Origin of the sequence: Guptibacillus hwajinpoensis, from assembly GCF_001039475.1 — a bacterium.
In the GTDB taxonomy this organism is placed as follows: Bacteria; Bacillota; Bacilli; order Bacillales; family Guptibacillaceae; genus Guptibacillus; species Guptibacillus hwajinpoensis.
In genome coordinates this window covers 734,928-752,062 of the sequence record NZ_LELK01000001.1, presented here as the reverse complement: position 1 = coordinate 752,062, position 17,135 = coordinate 734,928, and the positions used below count along the sequence as shown (strand labels likewise).

At 39.7% G+C, this 17,135-nt stretch carries 12 protein-coding genes; 11 read left to right on the top strand and 1 reads right to left on the bottom strand.

Annotated features, from left to right (window positions below):
• Nucleotides 1-13 precede the first annotated feature (13 nt).
• Entirely contained in the window at nt 14-2,254 is a 2,241-nt protein-coding gene (locus AB986_RS03750) for an alpha/beta hydrolase family protein (RefSeq protein ID WP_053216026.1), read from the bottom strand.
• A gap of 601 nt (nt 2,255-2,855) precedes the next feature.
• Between AB986_RS03750 and AB986_RS03745 the strand changes: the two genes are divergently transcribed.
• From AB986_RS03745 to argF, 11 genes are all read left to right on the top strand, one after another.
• Entirely contained in the window at nt 2,856-3,221 is a 366-nt protein-coding gene (locus AB986_RS03745) for a VOC family protein (protein WP_053216025.1), read from the top strand.
• An 11-nt stretch (nt 3,222-3,232) separates the two neighbouring features.
• Entirely contained in the window at nt 3,233-4,183 is a 951-nt protein-coding gene (locus AB986_RS03740) for an ABC transporter permease subunit (RefSeq protein WP_048309538.1), read from the top strand.
• The gene (locus AB986_RS03735) at nt 4,180-5,181 is read left to right on the top strand and encodes an ABC transporter permease subunit (protein WP_048309536.1); all 1,002 of its coding nucleotides are present in this window, start codon (nt 4,180-4,182) and stop codon (nt 5,179-5,181) included. Before AB986_RS03740 ends, AB986_RS03735 begins: the two co-directional genes overlap by 4 nt.
• Nucleotides 5,182-5,323: 142 nt before the next feature.
• Nucleotides 5,324-7,471 (top strand): DNA topoisomerase III, encoded by a 2,148-nt coding sequence (locus AB986_RS03730; protein WP_152670913.1) that lies wholly within the window; start codon nt 5,324-5,326, stop codon nt 7,469-7,471.
• A 168-nt stretch (nt 7,472-7,639) separates the two neighbouring features.
• Nucleotides 7,640-8,677, top strand: a complete 1,038-nt coding sequence (gene argC, locus AB986_RS03725; RefSeq protein ID WP_084006385.1) for an N-acetyl-gamma-glutamyl-phosphate reductase — start codon at nt 7,640-7,642, stop codon at nt 8,675-8,677.
• A gap of 18 nt (nt 8,678-8,695) precedes the next feature.
• Complete coding sequence (gene argJ, locus AB986_RS03720) at nt 8,696-9,937, top strand: bifunctional ornithine acetyltransferase/N-acetylglutamate synthase (protein WP_236690303.1); 1,242 nt, start codon at nt 8,696-8,698, stop codon at nt 9,935-9,937.
• A complete protein-coding gene (argB, locus tag AB986_RS03715) occupies nt 9,900-10,736 on the top strand; it encodes an acetylglutamate kinase (RefSeq protein WP_048309534.1) in 837 nt (278 codons plus the stop codon). Before argJ ends, argB begins: the two co-directional genes overlap by 38 nt.
• Nucleotides 10,723-11,895 carry an acetylornithine transaminase gene (argD, locus tag AB986_RS03710; RefSeq protein WP_048309533.1) on the top strand — a complete coding sequence of 391 codons (1,173 nt, stop codon included), beginning with the start codon at nt 10,723-10,725 and terminating at the stop codon, nt 11,893-11,895. Before argB ends, argD begins: the two co-directional genes overlap by 14 nt.
• Nucleotides 11,892-12,965: a carbamoyl phosphate synthase small subunit gene (locus tag AB986_RS03705; RefSeq protein WP_048309532.1), complete on the top strand. Its 1,074-nt coding sequence runs from the start codon at nt 11,892-11,894 to the stop codon at nt 12,963-12,965. The genes argD and AB986_RS03705 overlap by 4 nt, the downstream gene beginning before the upstream one ends.
• A complete protein-coding gene (carB, locus tag AB986_RS03700) occupies nt 12,952-16,155 on the top strand; it encodes a carbamoyl-phosphate synthase (glutamine-hydrolyzing) large subunit (RefSeq protein ID WP_048309531.1) in 3,204 nt (1,067 codons plus the stop codon). Before AB986_RS03705 ends, carB begins: the two co-directional genes overlap by 14 nt.
• Nucleotides 16,156-16,159: 4 nt before the next feature.
• Nucleotides 16,160-17,128, top strand: a complete 969-nt coding sequence (gene argF / locus AB986_RS03695; protein ID WP_048309530.1) for an ornithine carbamoyltransferase — start codon at nt 16,160-16,162, stop codon at nt 17,126-17,128.
• Nucleotides 17,129-17,135: the final 7 nt, after the last annotated feature.

The following is a 17,135-nucleotide window of genomic DNA, read 5'->3' as shown; positions in this document are numbered from 1 at the left end:
CTTTTGTGTTATCTTAGTTGGTTTGATTAACACCTATTTGGTCGATGAAAATCCTCCCTTTCGAAGGCTGATTGAATTGAAACGCAAGCGCATCGATCTTCTTAAGGTCAATCGAAGGGTTGTCCTTCATAAAATATGACATCGGAATGTTAAATGTCTGAAGGACAGGTTCAGTTGGTTCTCCGTATCGATCTTTTTCAAAATAAACGGTTTTTGTATGCCTTACAGGTAAAACGGGATGCAAAGGCATAATGTCACTTAACAAAACAGTAGCCGTTTCACCATTGCTTGATAATGTAACGGAAAAATCAACTGACTCCTGATCTTCAGCTTCAGATAGATTAGCCGCAGTAAATGTTAATTCGCTGTTCTCCTTAAGCGCGTATGGATCTTGAAGTGGTTTCGATAAGTTTAACGTATAGTGGCCGTTTTTTGAGTAGGAAGGATTCCATTTCAAGAAAACCCCATGGTTTGCCCTTTCTTTATCTCTTCTATATTCAAGTTCTCCTTCATACCATTGCAATAAACTTCCAGCGGTTACATTGATAAAGGGAGAAGAGGTAGTCGTCACATCAACGTCTTCTTCATAATCAGCAAATATGCTGTAAGAGGGATCTTCATACTTATTAATATAAGTCGTATCCGGTAGCCATTCGAGAGCATAGCGGTAATCTTCAAACATCGGTTTAAAAGATTCATCCCCATGTAATGTAGCTTCTAAGAAACCAGACACATAGGTTTTAGCAATTTGTCGTTGTTCTTCTCCACTGAGCAATGGTTTTTTATTCAATAGCAACGTAAAAGGGAAGTACGTGTCATTATCACCCCATGTTGTATTAAATTGTCCATGGTTTGCACGGTCGATATAAAGTGCTGCTTTCATGGCCTGATCACCGCCGGTTAACTGTATTCCGTTATATTGACGATCACCTTCAAATTCTGATAGATCACTGTCATATGACCCATGAAGCAACAAGTAATTAATATCATCCATCTCGATTTTTCGATCTGAGAGGGTTTGATAATCCGTTGGCGCTATGGCTACGACCGTTTCAATATCGTAATTAAAATCAAAGCGCATAGTCGCGTTATTTGGATAACGTTCTAGGTTATTAAATTTGGCTGCTAGAATAGCAGCCTGTCCGCCACGAGAATGGCCGATTAGAGCGATTTCATTCATATCAACTTTTTGATAAAAGGGTGTATCTTTCTTTTGGTTAAAAGACTCAATTTGTTTAAGATGTTGTAGAAGAATCCAAGCTCTTCCATTAATATCTCCCGCAACGCCTCCTGACCAAGATGAGTTCAGGAAATTCTCATCAACTGATACAGTGATAAATCCTCTGCTTGCAAGTAATTCACCAAGATAGGCATATCCTTCATCAGAAAAATCCTCCATTTTGTGGTTCCCATGAACAATAAGAACAAGAGGAAATTCTCCTTTCCCTTCTGGCATCCAAACTCGACCGTTAAGAGGCACATTTGTGTCTTTAAATCCCCAGAACCATTCACGTACTTTTGACCATTCACCGATCAGAGCAGAAGCATTAACAGCCTGAGATGTTAAATCCACTTGTTTTCCGAAAGCTATTCTTTGTTTATCCGTTCCACTTCCATATGTAAATGTTTGAACAGAGTAGTTACCACTACCTGCTGGGTTGGAACTAACGGGCGAAAGGGGTTCTACTGCTATTTGAGAGCGGTAGTCTTCAAAGCCCGGTGTGAACAGCCAGTAGAAAAAAGCACCGGATGCAATTATTCCTATAGTAAGTAAAACAAAAGAAACAGGTTTCCTAACACCCTTCGTTAGCGGATAACCAACTAATCCACCTATAACAATGCCAACACCTAGCAATGTGTAGGCGAGAGGGAGGATGTGATCGAGTTCTCGGTACTGATCTAATGTATAAATGATAGCGAATCCTGAAACAAAGATGCTAGCAAGAAACAAAGACGGTAATTTCTTAATATAGCCGGTACTAATTGTTCCAACTTTAACTGCTAACCAGGTTCCAGGAATGGCGATCACTATAAAAATACCGATATCTACTGCTCTTCCTAGCCCAGAATAGAAATCGAATCCCATTGAAATTATGAGAAGCATTGTAATAAAAATAGCTCCATAGGAAGAACCTTTCCAAGTTGCTTTAGAAAAGGACTGAATAGAATAGCGGCATTTTGTAATAATGGTTTTAATCAATCTTCGTTTATGAGCTTTTTTACGTGACCTCTCATACTCATGTTCTTGATCCACACAAATCCTCCATTTCAATGCATGATTGTCTTATTATATCAAAACCACGTTCGATCTTGGGTACGAGAACGGCATTTTAAAAGGCTCTTTTCTTAAGGCTCTTTTCAAAAGATTGTTGCTGTTGATACAAATATTGAAAAAAACCACACTTAGTGATTGGAGCGGAAGGATGCTCGACTCCTGCGGGATGAGCGGGACAGGTGAGACCCCGCAGGAGCGATAGCGACGAGGAGGCTCACCGCCCGCCCCGCGGAAAGCGAGCATCCTGGAGCGGAGATTAGCCCACTCCTATAGCAACAATGTTTACGAAAAGAGCATTTCTTAAAGATTGTTACCTCTAAAAGAATTTTTGTTTAAATACTACACTTAGCAGATTGGAGCGGAAGGTGCTCGACTCCTGCGGGATTAGATGGACAGGTGAGACCCCACTGGAGCGGAAATTAACCACAACTTTTATCTTAACAATCACTACGAAAACAGCCTTTTAAAAATAACAACCTCGAACGTTTTCATAAAAATGAAGGGAATGAATTCTTTATATGGAATTTTATAGGTTGTATAGAAATTATGTTCCATTACATCATTCAAAGGAGGAATTTTATTGTTAAATCAAGTGTGTGTACTAACCATTAAGGTAAAGGAAATGAAAGAATCGCTCTCATTCTATACGGAGGTGTTCGATTTTACAGTATCAAAGAAATATAGTGAAAAGATTGTGAGTCTTGTACATAAGAACATCCCGATTGTCTTAGAAGAGGACAATTCAATCAATCTGTCAGATTCGAAAAGTGTTCTACTTGGTATTTCATCAAAGAATATTGGTCATGATTTTAAACTTTTAAAAAATCGAGGTGCAAATGTCCTTTTTGATGAACCGGAGCCTTGTCCACCAGGTCTTTACTTTATCGTTGAAGATCCATCTGGCAATCAACTAGAGGTTGTTGAATTCACAAATGAGGAACAATAGGTAATCAGTTAATGTTCAAAACTTACCTTGCCCGTTCACTCATTCAATTTTCCTTAACGTCAATAGGAATCATGTTGATAGGTTCACTTCCATACCTCTTTTTCAATATGGAATCTCAATTAGACGTCTTAAAGATGGTAGATCGAAAGGAACTAACAAATACGCTTTTCATCTACGATACAATCGTCCTCAACTTTGAAGAATATATAAAGCATATGATGACTACGTTAAACCCACTTTTTACTGATAATGCGATTCAATACTACGAGCGAGGAAGAGAGCTACCATTGTTCCCTGAATTTTTTGATGCGTATCTTCTATCGATGGTTTATCTTTTGGCTTCGCTTACCTTAGCACTAGTGTTAGGAGTCCTACTCACTATTCTCACAATGTTGCTACCAAAAGAGAAGAGAGCTCTACCAAAAGGAGTCCTCTTTGTTCTTGAGTCGCTACCAGACATTTTTGTTATATTGATTACGCAATTGACTATTATTTGGATTTACAAAGCATCAGGTATTCTTCTATTTAATATTGCGAGTGGATTTAATGATCGAGCTTTTTTACTTCCGATTGTTGTATTAGCTCTTCTCCCTGCTTTATACATCTTTAAATACTTGCTAGTCTCATTTGAAGATGAAGAACAGCAGCTATATGTTGAGCTAGCAAGAGGGAAAGGATTAAAGCGAAGCAAAATCCTAGTGGTCCATATTTTTAGAAATTCTATACTAACGTTATTTAACCACTTTAAAGGCATTTTTCTTTTTGCATTAGCAAATTTGGTGATGCTTGAGGTTATTTTTGAAGTAAGAGGATTCATGACGTTTGTTATTAACCATGGCGTGTTAAACCCTGAAATTGTAACCATCGCCTTATTTATGATATTTATTCCTTCCTTTTTATTCTTTACTGGGATGCAATGGATACTAGAGCGCTGGTTACATGGTAAGGGGGAGCTGTTATGAGGAAGATATCGTTACTACATAATAAACCATTACTTGGCGGTGGATTGTTTATTCTATTATTGCTTATTGGAAGCATCCTGTATGGTTTGTTTTCCGATCCGCAGGAGCCTCAAAAAGTTCTGCTTGATGAGAACAATAACGCGGTTGAACTTGCTCCTTTTTCGCCGTCAACAAAATTTCCACTAGGTAGTGACCTTGATGGCAATAACTTCTTGCTTAAAATTCTCGAAGGGGCAAAATTCACAATAGGGTTATCCATTCTCGTTGCATTTTTTCGAATGGTCGTTTCATTTGTTGGAGGATATATTTTGTACCTTCTTCCAGGAACATTTCGAAGATTATTAGATGGCCTTGCAAATGCTTTGCATTACGCACCTGTAACGATTTTTACCTACGTACTAATCGCACCTGTCATCTTAAGCTTCAGCTGGAGTTATGATACATCAACGAAAGTGATTTTCCCGATGCTAGTTCTTATCTTGATCAGCGTGCCGGTTTTATCACTTTATGTACAAAATGAACTGCATCTTATTGCAGAAAAGGAGTTCATTGAAAGTGCTAAAGTGATGGGAGGTAGTCATTTTCAAATCTTCCGCAAACATATGGCGCCGTTTCTATACCCTAAATTGTTTGTTGTTTTTATTCAACAAGTCGGTCAGGTGTTGATTGTTTTTGCGCATCTCGGTCTTCTGAATGTGTTTATTGGTGGATCGGATGTTAGAATTATGGAATACGATCTTGAGGGTGAAGCTACTATTGAAGTCTTCTCAATGTCCAATGAATGGGCAGGGTTGATTGCACAAAACTTTCAATATGTATCATCCTTTCCTTGGATGGTTCTTGCACCCGTTACGGCTTTTGCCTTAACAATTCTAGCGGTTAATAGTATTGTATATGGTTTAACGCATATGTATACTTATCGCAAACGTAGGAAAAAAAGCATTGAATCTTCCACACATTCCGTTATCCGAGAAGATAGTTTTTATATGAAGAGTTAATAGTGTTAATGTGAAGTACTGATCTTATGCATCAGTACTTCTTTTTCCCATGTAGGAAATACGTGCTATCAAATGCGAGCAAGTGTACGCTATACTAGTAAAGAGACGATGCGTGCATCATGTTCAGGGAGGAATGTTTTGATTGGCAGCAGTATGTATTATCGCCGAGAAGCCAGATCAGGGAACGCGTCTTGCAGCGCCTTACCCGTCAGAGAAAAAGCAAGGATATATTTACATAAAACCAAATCCAGATTTCCCAGAAGGTGCCTATATGACATGGGCAGTTGGCCACCTATGTGAACTTGTACCACCAGAAACATATGAGTCATCATGGAAGAAATGGTCACTTCAAACGTTGCCAATGATTCCACAGCAATTTCAATATCAAGTCACAAAAGGAAAGTGGAAGCAGTTTAAAGTTATTAAAGAATTAGTGAATAAGAAGGAAGTTAGATCCATCATTCATGCGGGAGATGCCGGGCGAGAAGGAGAGTTAATTGTCCGTACGATTCTTAATCAGGCGGGATGTAAAAAGCCAATGAAGCGGTTATGGATATCTTCACTAACTGAGCGAGCTGTAAAAGAGGGATTTAACGCACTACTTGATGAAGAGAAAACCCGAAACCTTTATTTTGAGGCCTATGCAAGGTCATGTGCTGACTGGGTTGTTGGGATAAATGCTTCTCGTGTTTATACGCTCCTTTTCAAGCAAAAAGGAGTACAGGATGTGTTCTCTGCAGGCAGGGTGCAAACACCTACGCTTGCACTAGTTGTCAAAAGAGAAAAAGAAATTGCAAACTTTAAATCAGAGCCATTTTGGGAAGTAAAGGGAACGTTCGATTACAATGGAAAACGTGTTGTCGGCAAATGGATTAAAGATGATCAAACGCGAATTGAATCGCCGGAAATGGCTAATAAGATTGCTCAGTTTTGTCAGAACAAAGATTGTCTAGCGAGTGATGTTAAGAAGGAACGAAAGCAATACAAGCCACCATTTCTATTTCAACTATCTTCGCTCCAATCGACAGCGAATAAACGGTATAAGTTTTCACCCAAAAAAACGTTAGACATAGCTCAAAAGCTCTATACAAGGGGGATTATCTCTTATCCCCGAAGTGATTCTAGTTTTGTTACGAAAGAGGAGGCTGCAGAGTTTCCTTCAATTCTAGCAAAACTGCAAAAGCAGTCAGCATACAATGATTTATTCCCTTTAAAGCGTGAGTCAATTATGAATGACAAACGGTTTGTGAATGCAGCTAAAGTTAGCGATCACTATGCGATCATTCCAACTGAACAAGTTCCTAACATGGATAAGCTATCAGGTGATGAAGCGAAGATCTATGATCTAATTGCGAGAAGTCTTCTAGCGGCACATGAAGAAGTCGCAATTGTAGACTACACTACGTTAATGACCCTTGTAGATGATCGTGCTTTATTTCAATCGAAAGGTCAGGTTCGAATCCAGGAGGGGTGGCAACGTATTATTAAATCAACACAAAAAGATGAAGAGTTGCCACTGATTGAAAAAGACGAAGCTGGTAAGGTAGTATCTGCAGAAGTTACTGAAGGGAAAACACAGCCTCCAAAACGATTTACTGAAGGTCAATTAATTACCATGATGAAAACCGCCGGAAGACATCTTGATGACGAATCGCTCGAGAAGATCTTAAAGGATACGGAAGGATTGGGTACCGAAGCAACCAGGGCTGGAATTATTACAATGTTAAAAGACAGGAAATACATCGACGTAGTAAAAAACCAGGTGTTCGCGACAGATAAAGGGGTTTTACTCATTGATTCAATCGGTAATGCCGTGTTATCCAGTGCAGAAATGACAGCCAAATGGGAGCAGCGGTTGAAACAAATAGGGAGCGGTGACGCCTCACCACAAGCTTTCATGGAATCTGTGAAAAAACTTGCTGCGAAATTAACATCGGATGCGATTGAAGCTTCTGGAACGTGGGATTTAAAAGACATTAAAATTGAACCTTCTACAGTTTCTAAAAAGTCTCTAGGTAAGAAAATAGGGGATTGTCCATTGTGTGGATCGGAAGTCATTGATAAAGGGAAGTTGTATGGATGTAGCAATTATTCAAAATCAAAATGTCCCTTTACGATATCAAAACGAATTCTCGGTAAACCAATTTCGCAAACGAATGCTAAGAAACTATTAACCGATGGTAAAACAAATGTGATCAATGGACTGAAAAGCAAGAAAGGTACGTTTGATGCAGCACTTGTTTGGAGTGCCGCTGACAAAAAAATAACGTTTGATTTTGCAAAAAAATAGTTACTCCAAGAACATGCTCAGTACGCTGAGCATGTTTTTTTATAGTGTTGGCTGCGGAACGTAATGTATTAATCAAAAATAAATATATTATTTTCTGGAAACCTGTTGTATATATATTCTTGCATATGTATAATCATACAATAAGAAAAGAAAGAGGGAGTGGAATTAGTGAAAGCAGGTATTGTCGGTGCCAGCGGTTATAGCGGTCTAGAATTGATTCGCTTGCTGCTAGGACACCCTGAAGTAGAAATTGAAACAATCGTATCTCCATCTAATGCAGGTTTTAAATTAAATGAAGTATTCCCTCATCTAACGAATATACAGAATTGTGAATTTGATGCGCTAGATGTTAACGATCTTGCATCTAAAGTCGATGTTGTGTTTTTTGCAACACCTGCTGGTATCAGCAGTCAGTCCATTCCTTCTCTTATCGAGATGGGAATCCCATGTATCGACTTGTCAGGTGACTTTCGATTAAAGGGGAATGGGTTATACGAAGAGTGGTATAACCATTCATCTCCACCTGCACAAGTATTAGAGCAAGCTGTTTATGGATTATCCGAATTTTATCCAGAGGAGATTGCGAATGCGAACTTAATTGCAAATCCGGGATGTTATCCGACAGCTTCTCTTCTCGGCATTCTTCCAATCATCCAACAGGACTGGGTGGATCCTAGCTCTCTTATCATTGATGGTAAATCCGGCCTGTCGGGAGCAGGTCGTAAAACAAGCCTAGCAGCACACTTTTCAGAAGTGAACGAGAATGTTTCTGCCTATAAGCTTGGGAAACACCAGCACATCCCTGAGATTGAGCAACTACTTTCCATGCAGATTGAAAAGGAAATTCAGGTAACGTTTGCTACTCATCTCATTCCACTAACAAGAGGTATGATGTGTAGCATGTATATGAATCTACTAACAGAAAAAACGACCAATCAAGTGATTGAGCTGTATCAATCTTTCTATGAAAATCATCCATTTATCCGCATTATGCCTGAAGGGAAATGGCCAACGCCAAAAGGTGTAGCGGGATCTAATTATTGTGATATTGGTTTCTCGGTCGACGATAGAACGAACCGTATTACAGTCATATCTGTTATTGATAATTTAATGAAAGGTGCGGCAGGTCAGGCTGTTCAAAATATGAATCTACGATTTGGTTTTGCCGAAACGGAAGGTCTAATGCTTTCACCAGTATTTCCATAAAACTATGAAGAGAGAGGAATGAATTTTGTGGCAATGACGACTGCTAGTGAAACACTTTTTACTAAAGTGAAAGAAGGTACAGTTACATCTCCAAAAGGATTTGAAGCAGGAGGCTTTCATGCAGGGTTAAAACGAAAGCGCAAAGATCTCGGCTGGATCAAGTCGAATGTTCCTGCAGCCGCAGCAGGTGTTTTCACCTTAAATACATTCCAGGCACCTCCATTGAAAGTAACGAAAGAAAGCTTATCAGGAGGACTATTACAAGGCATTATCGTAAACTCTGGAAATGCAAATGCTTTTACAGGTGAAAAAGGGCTAAAAGATGCTTATAAGATGCGCAAATCATTTGCTGATGTAATGAATCTAAAAGAATCGCAAACAGCTGTAACGTCTACAGGTGTAATCGGTGAATATTTACCAATGCATGATATTTGTAAAGGCATTAAGCAAATACCAGACTATAAAGAAACGACATCTGGAAGTGATTTTGCTGAAGCGATTGTGACAACAGATACGACAACTAAGGAAATCGCCGTTACGTGTGAGATAGACGGTAAGATGATTACGATCGGTGGTGCAGCTAAAGGCTCAGGGATGATTAAACCGAATATGGCAACCATGCTTGCTTTTGTAACAACAGATGCATTTGTGGAAACAGCTGCGCTCCAAACAGCGCTAAGCACCGTAACGGATCGAACCTACAATATGATTACAGTAGATGGTGAAACGAGCACAAACGATATGGTTCTCCTATTAGCAAACGGTCAAGCCGAAAACAATCCATTATCTCCAAATCATAATGATTGGGAAACATTTTTACACTCACTAGAGTATGTGTGTCAGCAATTAGCTAAAATGATTGCGAAAGATGGTGAAGGTGCAACTAAGCTCGTTGAAGTGCATGTTAAGGGTGCAGAAACGACTAATGGAGCGAAGGCAATAGCGAAATCCATCGTAGGATCTAGTCTTGTGAAAACAGCTATTTATGGAACAGATGCGAACTGGGGACGAATTGTTTGTGCCATTGGGTATAGTGGTGAATCGGTTCAGGAAGAGTCGCTTTCTATATCACTAGGTGAAATTAAAGTAGTCGATTATGGAATTACGACGAAATTCAGTGAAGAAGAAGCGAAAGCCTACTTAGAAAATGAGAACATTCATATATACGTTGACTTGCACAATGGTGATAAAGAAGCTACTGCTTGGGGGTGTGATCTTACTTATGACTACGTCAGAATCAATGCCTCCTACCGAACATAATAGAAAGTATTTTGTTATTAAATGTGGTGGAAGCATCCTAGCTCAGCTTCCAGACGAGTTCTATCACGATCTTATGAAACTCAAGTCCGAAGGTATCGATCCTGTGCTTGTACATGGTGGTGGTCCAGAAATATCGCATCTGTTTCAAAAGTTATCAATTGAGACAACATTTGTTGACGGTTTACGAGTAACGACAGATCAAATGATTGATACAGTTGAAATGGTTCTTAGCGGTAAGATCAATAAGCAGCTTGTAAGAAAGATCCACCGTGCTGGTGGAAAAGCGGTAGGCATAAGCGGGGTAGATGGAGGGATGTTTCGTTGCAAACAAACTGAGCAAGCGCTTGGTCGAGTTGGGGAAGTCACCTATGTAGATCGATCTTTAATTGAACAACTATCTATTTCAGGTTACATACCTGTTATCTCTCCAGTTAGTATGGATGAAAATGGGCAGTCTCTCAATATTAATGGAGATGAAGCAGCGTCAGCTGTTGCACAATCATTACATGCAGAGATTTGTCTTGTGAGTGATATTCCTGGAATCTACAAAGAAATTGATGGTGAAAAGGTCGTATTTGAATCACTTGATGATATCAAGATTGGAACGTTAATAGAAGAAGGAACAATATTCGGCGGTATGATTCCGAAAGTGAAAGGTGCGGTTGCTGCCCTTTCTGATCAAGTGCCGTCTGTAATTATACTTGATGGAAGAGAACAAAACGCTTTACTAAAAGCTGTCGCTCATAAAACGATAGGTACTCGAATTGTACGGAAGGAGCTTATCAATGTCACTAACTGAAACCTCTCAAACTAGCATTATGAAAACGTACAATCGTCTTCCAATTACTGCTGTTAAAGGCGAGGGAAGCTACCTGTATGAAGCAGCCGGCATGAAATATCTTGACTTTACCTCAGGGATTGCAACGTGTAATCTCGGTCACCAGCCTAAAGGAGTCAAAAATGCTGTAACAGATCAGTTAGATCTTCTCTGGCATTGCTCTAATTTATACCATATCCCGAAACAACAGGAGCTTGCAGAATTGCTTGCAGAAAAGAGTTGTTTGGATGAAGTGTTTTTCTGTAACAGTGGAACAGAAGCCAATGAGGCTGCTATTAAGCTAGTTAGAAAATGGAGTAACAAAGAAACCATAGTAACCTTTACGAAGTCATTTCATGGCAGAACGCTCGGTTCCCTTTCAGCTACTGCCCAAACCAATTTGCAAGAAGGCTTTGGTTCAATGTTGGAAGGATTCCACTACCTTCCTTACAACAAGTTTGAGAGTTTAAAAAGACTTGAGGAGCTTAAACCAGCGGCTGTTATGTTTGAACTTGTTCAAGGAGAAGGTGGTGTTAGACCCGCAGATCATCAATGGATCTCACAGCTCGTTGATGTTTGTCAGTCTAACAATATTCTTCTTGTCGTAGATGAAGTTCAAACTGGAATGGGGAGAACGGGTACTCTTTTCGCATATGAACAATATGGATTTGAACCCGATATTATGACACTCGCAAAGGGGCTTGGATCAGGATTTCCAATTGGCGCGATGCTTGCTAAAGAAACAATAGGATCTGCTTTCGGCCCTGGCTCCCATGGAAGTACGTTTGGAGGGAATCCTCTTGCGTCCGCGGCTGCGGTTGAAACGGTTAAACAAATATCCTCTCTATTGCCAGAAGTTAACCAGACATCTACCTATCTTTTAAATGAAATAAAGAATCTTTTAGAAAAGTCTTCATCGATTATAGACGTTAGAGGACTGGGATTGCTTTTGGGGATTGAAGTGAGAAATGCAGCGCACTATATGACGCATTTAAGAGAAAAAGGCGTTCTAGTTTTGACAGCTGGTGCAACTGTCCTTCGGATCCTTCCACCATTAAATGTGACTCATGATGAAGTGAATCACTTCTTGAACATCTTAACAGAAGTTTTTCAGACAGAGGAGGAGGGTGAACAGGAATGAAAAAAGGCTATCTAGTTCTTGAAAACGGTGAAGTGTTTGAAGGTGTCTTACCTTACGATACTGAGGCAACAGGTGAAGTTGTTTTTAATACGAGTATGACTGGTTATCAAGAAATCATTTCTGACCCTTCGTATGCAGGTCAAATCATTGTATTTTGCTATCCGCAAATCGGTAATTACGGGTTAAATGATCTAGATAGCGAAAGTGAGCATCTCCATCTTCATGGCGTTGTAACAGGTGAACAGTGTGATACTCCTAGTCATTATTTATCGAAGCATTCGTTCGCATCAGAACTTTCTCAAAAAAATGTTCCTTCATTAACAGGCGTGGACACACGTGCACTCGTTAAAATGCTTCGGAATCATGGGACGATGAAGGGTAAAATCATGTCTGAAATTCCAGCGGGAAAAATCAATTGGAATGAAGGAAAATCATATGTTCCTACTGTCTCGGTTCAAGAATCCATTTCTTATCCAAATGAAGGATCACATATTGTACTAATTGATTATGGCTATAAGAAATCAATACTAACCTCACTGCAATCTCTTGGGTGTGCGGTTACAGTTGTTCCTTATCATACAACGTTTGATCAGATTGTAAATCTGAATCCTGATGGCGTTGTGTTAAGCAATGGTCCAGGGGATCCTGAAGCATTATCAGATTGTTACGATACGATTCGAATCATAAGTGAAACGTACCCGGTATTCGGAATATGTCTTGGACACCAACTTCTAGCTCTTGCTCATGGAGCTTCTACTCGAAAGCTTATCTTTGGGCACCGAGGCTCGAATCATCCAGTAAAGCATGTTGAAACAAGTAAAGTATATATCACTTCTCAGAACCATGGATATGAAGTTGTACAAGAGAGTCTTTCAGGTACAGGATTTGTAACAACGTTTATTAATTTGAATGATGGAACGGTAGAAGGACTTATGCATAAGAAATACAACATTCAATCCGTGCAATTCCATCCTGAAGCACATGCAGGCCCTTCAGATACAGCTTATTTATTCGACGCTTTTATACAGCAGATTACTAGAACAGGAGACCAGCATTATGCCTTTACGTAAAGAGTTAAATAAAGTTGTTATTCTAGGTTCAGGTCCAATCGTCATAGGTCAAGCAGCTGAATTTGATTATGCCGGAACACAAGCTTGCCTTGCTCTGAAAGAAGAAGGAATTGAAGTAGTATTAATTAACAGCAACCCTGCGACGATCATGACGGATTCTTCAATTGCAGATCATGTTTATATGGAACCGATGACGCTTGAGTATGTTGAACAAATTCTACGAAAAGAAAAACCAGATGGGATTATCGGAACCCTTGGAGGTCAAACCGGACTGAATCTCGTTGTTCAACTATATGAAAAAGGGATCCTACAAAAGTTAAACGTTGAGCTTCTTGGAACGTCTGTTGAATCAATTCAAAATGGAGAAGATCGTGAGAAGTTTAGACAAATGATGATTGACATCGGAGAGCCAGTACCTGAATCAAAAATTGCAGTAACGGGAGATGAAGCACTAACGTTTGCAAATGAAATTGGTTATCCAATTATGGTTCGTCCAGCTTATACGATGGGTGGTGAAGGAGGCGGTTTTGCCGCAAATGATCAAGAGCTTCTTGAGATTGTTGAACGAGGACTATCATTAAGTCCGATTTCCCAAGTGCTTATTGAAAAAAGCATGCTCGGATGGAAAGAGATCGAGTATGAGGTAATGCGTGATGAGAACGACACATGCATGATTGTTTGCAATATGGAGAATATGGACCCAGTTGGGATTCATACAGGAGATTCCATAGTTGTAGCACCGTCACAGACGTTAAATGATTTCCAGTATCAAATGCTTCGTAATGTTTCCTTGAAAGTGATTCGGGCTCTGAATGTGATCGGAGGCTGCAATATTCAAATCGGATTAAATCCTGAATCAAATGACTATTACATTATTGAAGTTAATCCAAGGGTTAGTCGTTCCTCAGCTCTTGCTTCTAAAGCAACAGGCTATCCGATTGCTCGTATGGCAGCAAAATGTGCAATTGGTTATACACTTGATGAGCTTCCAAATCCAATTACTGGAACGACCTTTGCCGCTTTTGAACCAGCGCTCGATTATTTAGTTGTTAAAATACCTCGCTTTCCATTTGATAAATTCCCGGAAGGTGATCGAGTTCTAGGAACACAAATGAAAGCAACGGGTGAGGTCATGGCGATTGATCGTAGCTTTGAAGGAGCTCTTAACAAGGCCATTCGTTCACTAGAAATTGGTTATACATCGTTAACCAATGATTATTATCAAGAAGTTAGTACAGATCAATTAAATCATGACCTTCAGCACCCAACTGACGAAAGGCTTTTCTTAATTAGTGAAGCGTTTCGAAGAGGCTACACGATAGAGAACATTAAGTCGCTTACAGCAATTGATAACTGGTTTCTTGATAAAGTTAAACGAATAGTAGACGTAGAGACGATGTGGCTTAATCAACCTGACACTAATGATGCATTGCTGATCCAATCCAAACGGTTAAACATAAGTGACGCATTTATCGCTGAAGCAACCGGAAGAACAATTGATACGATTATGGAGAGGGTGAAAGAGACAGGGATCAATCGTGGAATGAAACAGGTTGATACGTGTGCAGGTGAATTTGAAGCTGTTACACCCTATTTCTATTCGACCTTTCTTGGAAGCGACGAAGCTGACGTGGTCAGTGATCCAGGAATTCTCGTTATTGGCTCTGGACCGATTCGAATCGGTCAGGGTGTTGAATTTGACTATTGTTCTGTTCATGCTGCTGAGGCAGTGAAAAAGTTAGGATACAGAGCGGTAGTAATGAATAACAATCCTGAAACAGTAAGTACAGATTACAGTATCGCAGATCGTCTATACTTTGAACCTCTTTCTTTGGAAGATGTTCTAGCAGTTATTGAGAAAGAAAACATTGTTGGAGTAGCGGTTCAATTTGGTGGTCAAACAGCAGTGAATCTCGCTGAAGATCTTCATGAACGAGGTATACCGATTCTAGGAACACCGGTTGAGAACATTAATAAAGTAGAAGATCGTGATCAATTTTATCAATTGTTGGATTCTCTTTCTATACCGTATATCGAAGGGAGAATGGCATATAAACCGGAAGAAATGGGGGTGCTTGCTAAGGAACTAGGGTTTCCTATTATCGTAAGACCGTCTTACGTAATCGGTGGGCAAAATATGTTTATTTTCCGTAATGAAGATGAGTTGAATAGGTATACGAAGAAGTTAGGCTCGAGTTCAACGAAAATGTGGCCATTTCTTCTTGATCGTTTTGTGGAAGGTATCGAATGTGAAGTTGATGTGATCTGTGATGGGAACTCAATTGCCATACCAGGCATTATGGAACACCTTGAACGCTCTGGCGTGCATTCTGGTGATAGCACGGCTATTTACCCACCTCTTTCCATTACGGAGAAGCAGAAGGAAGCGATCACACTATATTCTGAGAAATTATCACAAGCACTCGGATGTCGTGGGCTCATGAATATTCAATTTGTGATTGATGAAGATGTCATTTATGTTCTCGAAATCAATCCAAGATCGTCAAGAACCGTTCCTGTTATGAGTAAAGTAACCAATGTCCCAATGGTGGAATGGGCTATGAAAGCTCAATTACAACCAAATTCACTAGAAGTAACAGGGCTCCTGGAAGAGAAACCTTACTACACTGTGAAATTCCCGATTTTCTCAAACGGTAAATTAAAAAACGTGGATCACGTATTAGGTCCTGAAATGAAATCAACAGGCGAAGTACTTGCCATAGCAAAAAACAAAGACGAAGCGCTTAGTAAAGCTGCATTATCTACATGGGATACAGAAGTGCTCCCTTCAAAAATTCTTTGTTCAATAAGTGAAGAGCATAAAGAAGCGGCTTCACAAGTTTTATCAAAATTTACTGAAAAGGGTGTCGAACTATATGCTACTCCTGGAACCGCTCATTATTTAAACAAGAAAGGCATTCAGGCGAAGCTTATCCAAAAAGAGTTAGAAAACGTAGAGAAATTGATGAAAGAAGGGCTTGGAGCTGTTATATCTATTCCAACGACTGGAAGAGAAAAAGAACGCTCAGGCTTTCAAATTCGAGCGCTTGCAACAAGGTATAAAATTCCATGTTTTACTCATATCGACACTCTTCAGCTGCTAGATCTGACTGGTTTAAAGACAATGGAAGTGATGAGTCTTCAAGATTGGCACCAGATGGAGCAGACTACAACCGGACAGAAAGGATGATTTGATGATTCAATCAATACAGAAAGTATCCGAAATGAAGGAAGCCATGAAAGGAAAGGATTTTCTTACACTTGCAGAGTTCTCCACAGAAGAGATTCATTATCTTTTAAAAGAAGCAGTTGAATTGAAGAAACTACAGAAACAGGGTATTCCGCATGAAGAACTGAAAGGGAAAGTTCTTGGGATGATCTTTGAAAAATCATCAACTAGAACGCGTGTTTCATTTGAAGTAGCCATGTTGCAGCTTGGAGGGCATGCGCTATTCTTAAGTTCAAAAGATATTCAGCTTGGTAGAGGCGAAACGATTGAGGATACGGCACAAGTGCTGTCGGGTTACCTTGACGGCGTTATGATTCGTACGTTTGGTCATGAGACGATTGAACGCTTCGCTTCTGCCTCGTCAATCCCAATCATTAATGGTTTGACAGACACTCACCATCCTGCACAGATTCTGGCTGATTTGCTTACGATTATGGAACACAAAGGTGAGTTAAGTGGATTGAAAGCTGCATATTTTGGTGATGGAAATAACGTCGCTCATTCTTTAATTGAAGGAGCAGCCAAAGTAGGAATGCATTTCACAATTGCCTGTCCTCCTGGATATGAACCAGATGAAGCGATCGTATCGAAAGCAAAAGAAGTTGGAAAAGAGACCGGTGCAGTGATTACGGTTACCGTTGATCCGTTCGAAGCTGCCAAGGATGCTGATGTTATCATTACAGATGTATGGGCTAGCATGGGGCAAGAAGAAGAGCAAGAAGCACGTGAAGGAGTATTCGAACCGTATCAAGTTAATGAAGAGCTTTGTATAAATGCTAATAAAAAATACATCTTTATGCATTGTCTACCTGCACACAGAGGAGAAGAGGTTACCTCAGAAATAATTGATGGCTCACATTCCGTTGTATACCAGGAAGCAGAAAATCGTCTTCATGCTCAAAAAGCCCTTTTAAAACTTTTATTAAAAAGTTAAAAAAATT

Coding starts and splice junctions, on each gene's coding strand:
- AB986_RS03740 (WP_048309538.1), top strand. CDS start 3,233: ATGTTCAAAACTTACCTTGCCCGTTCACTCATTCAATTTTCCTTAACG.
- AB986_RS03735 (WP_048309536.1), top strand. CDS start 4,180: ATGAGGAAGATATCGTTACTACATAATAAACCATTACTTGGCGGTGGA.
- argJ (WP_236690303.1), top strand. CDS start 8,696: ATGAATTTTGTGGCAATGACGACTGCTAGTGAAACACTTTTTACTAAA.
- argB (WP_048309534.1), top strand. CDS start 9,900: ATGACTACGTCAGAATCAATGCCTCCTACCGAACATAATAGAAAGTAT.
- argD (WP_048309533.1), top strand. CDS start 10,723: ATGTCACTAACTGAAACCTCTCAAACTAGCATTATGAAAACGTACAAT.
- AB986_RS03705 (WP_048309532.1), top strand. CDS start 11,892: ATGAAAAAAGGCTATCTAGTTCTTGAAAACGGTGAAGTGTTTGAAGGT.
- carB (WP_048309531.1), top strand. CDS start 12,952: ATGCCTTTACGTAAAGAGTTAAATAAAGTTGTTATTCTAGGTTCAGGT.
- argF (WP_048309530.1), top strand. CDS start 16,160: ATGATTCAATCAATACAGAAAGTATCCGAAATGAAGGAAGCCATGAAA.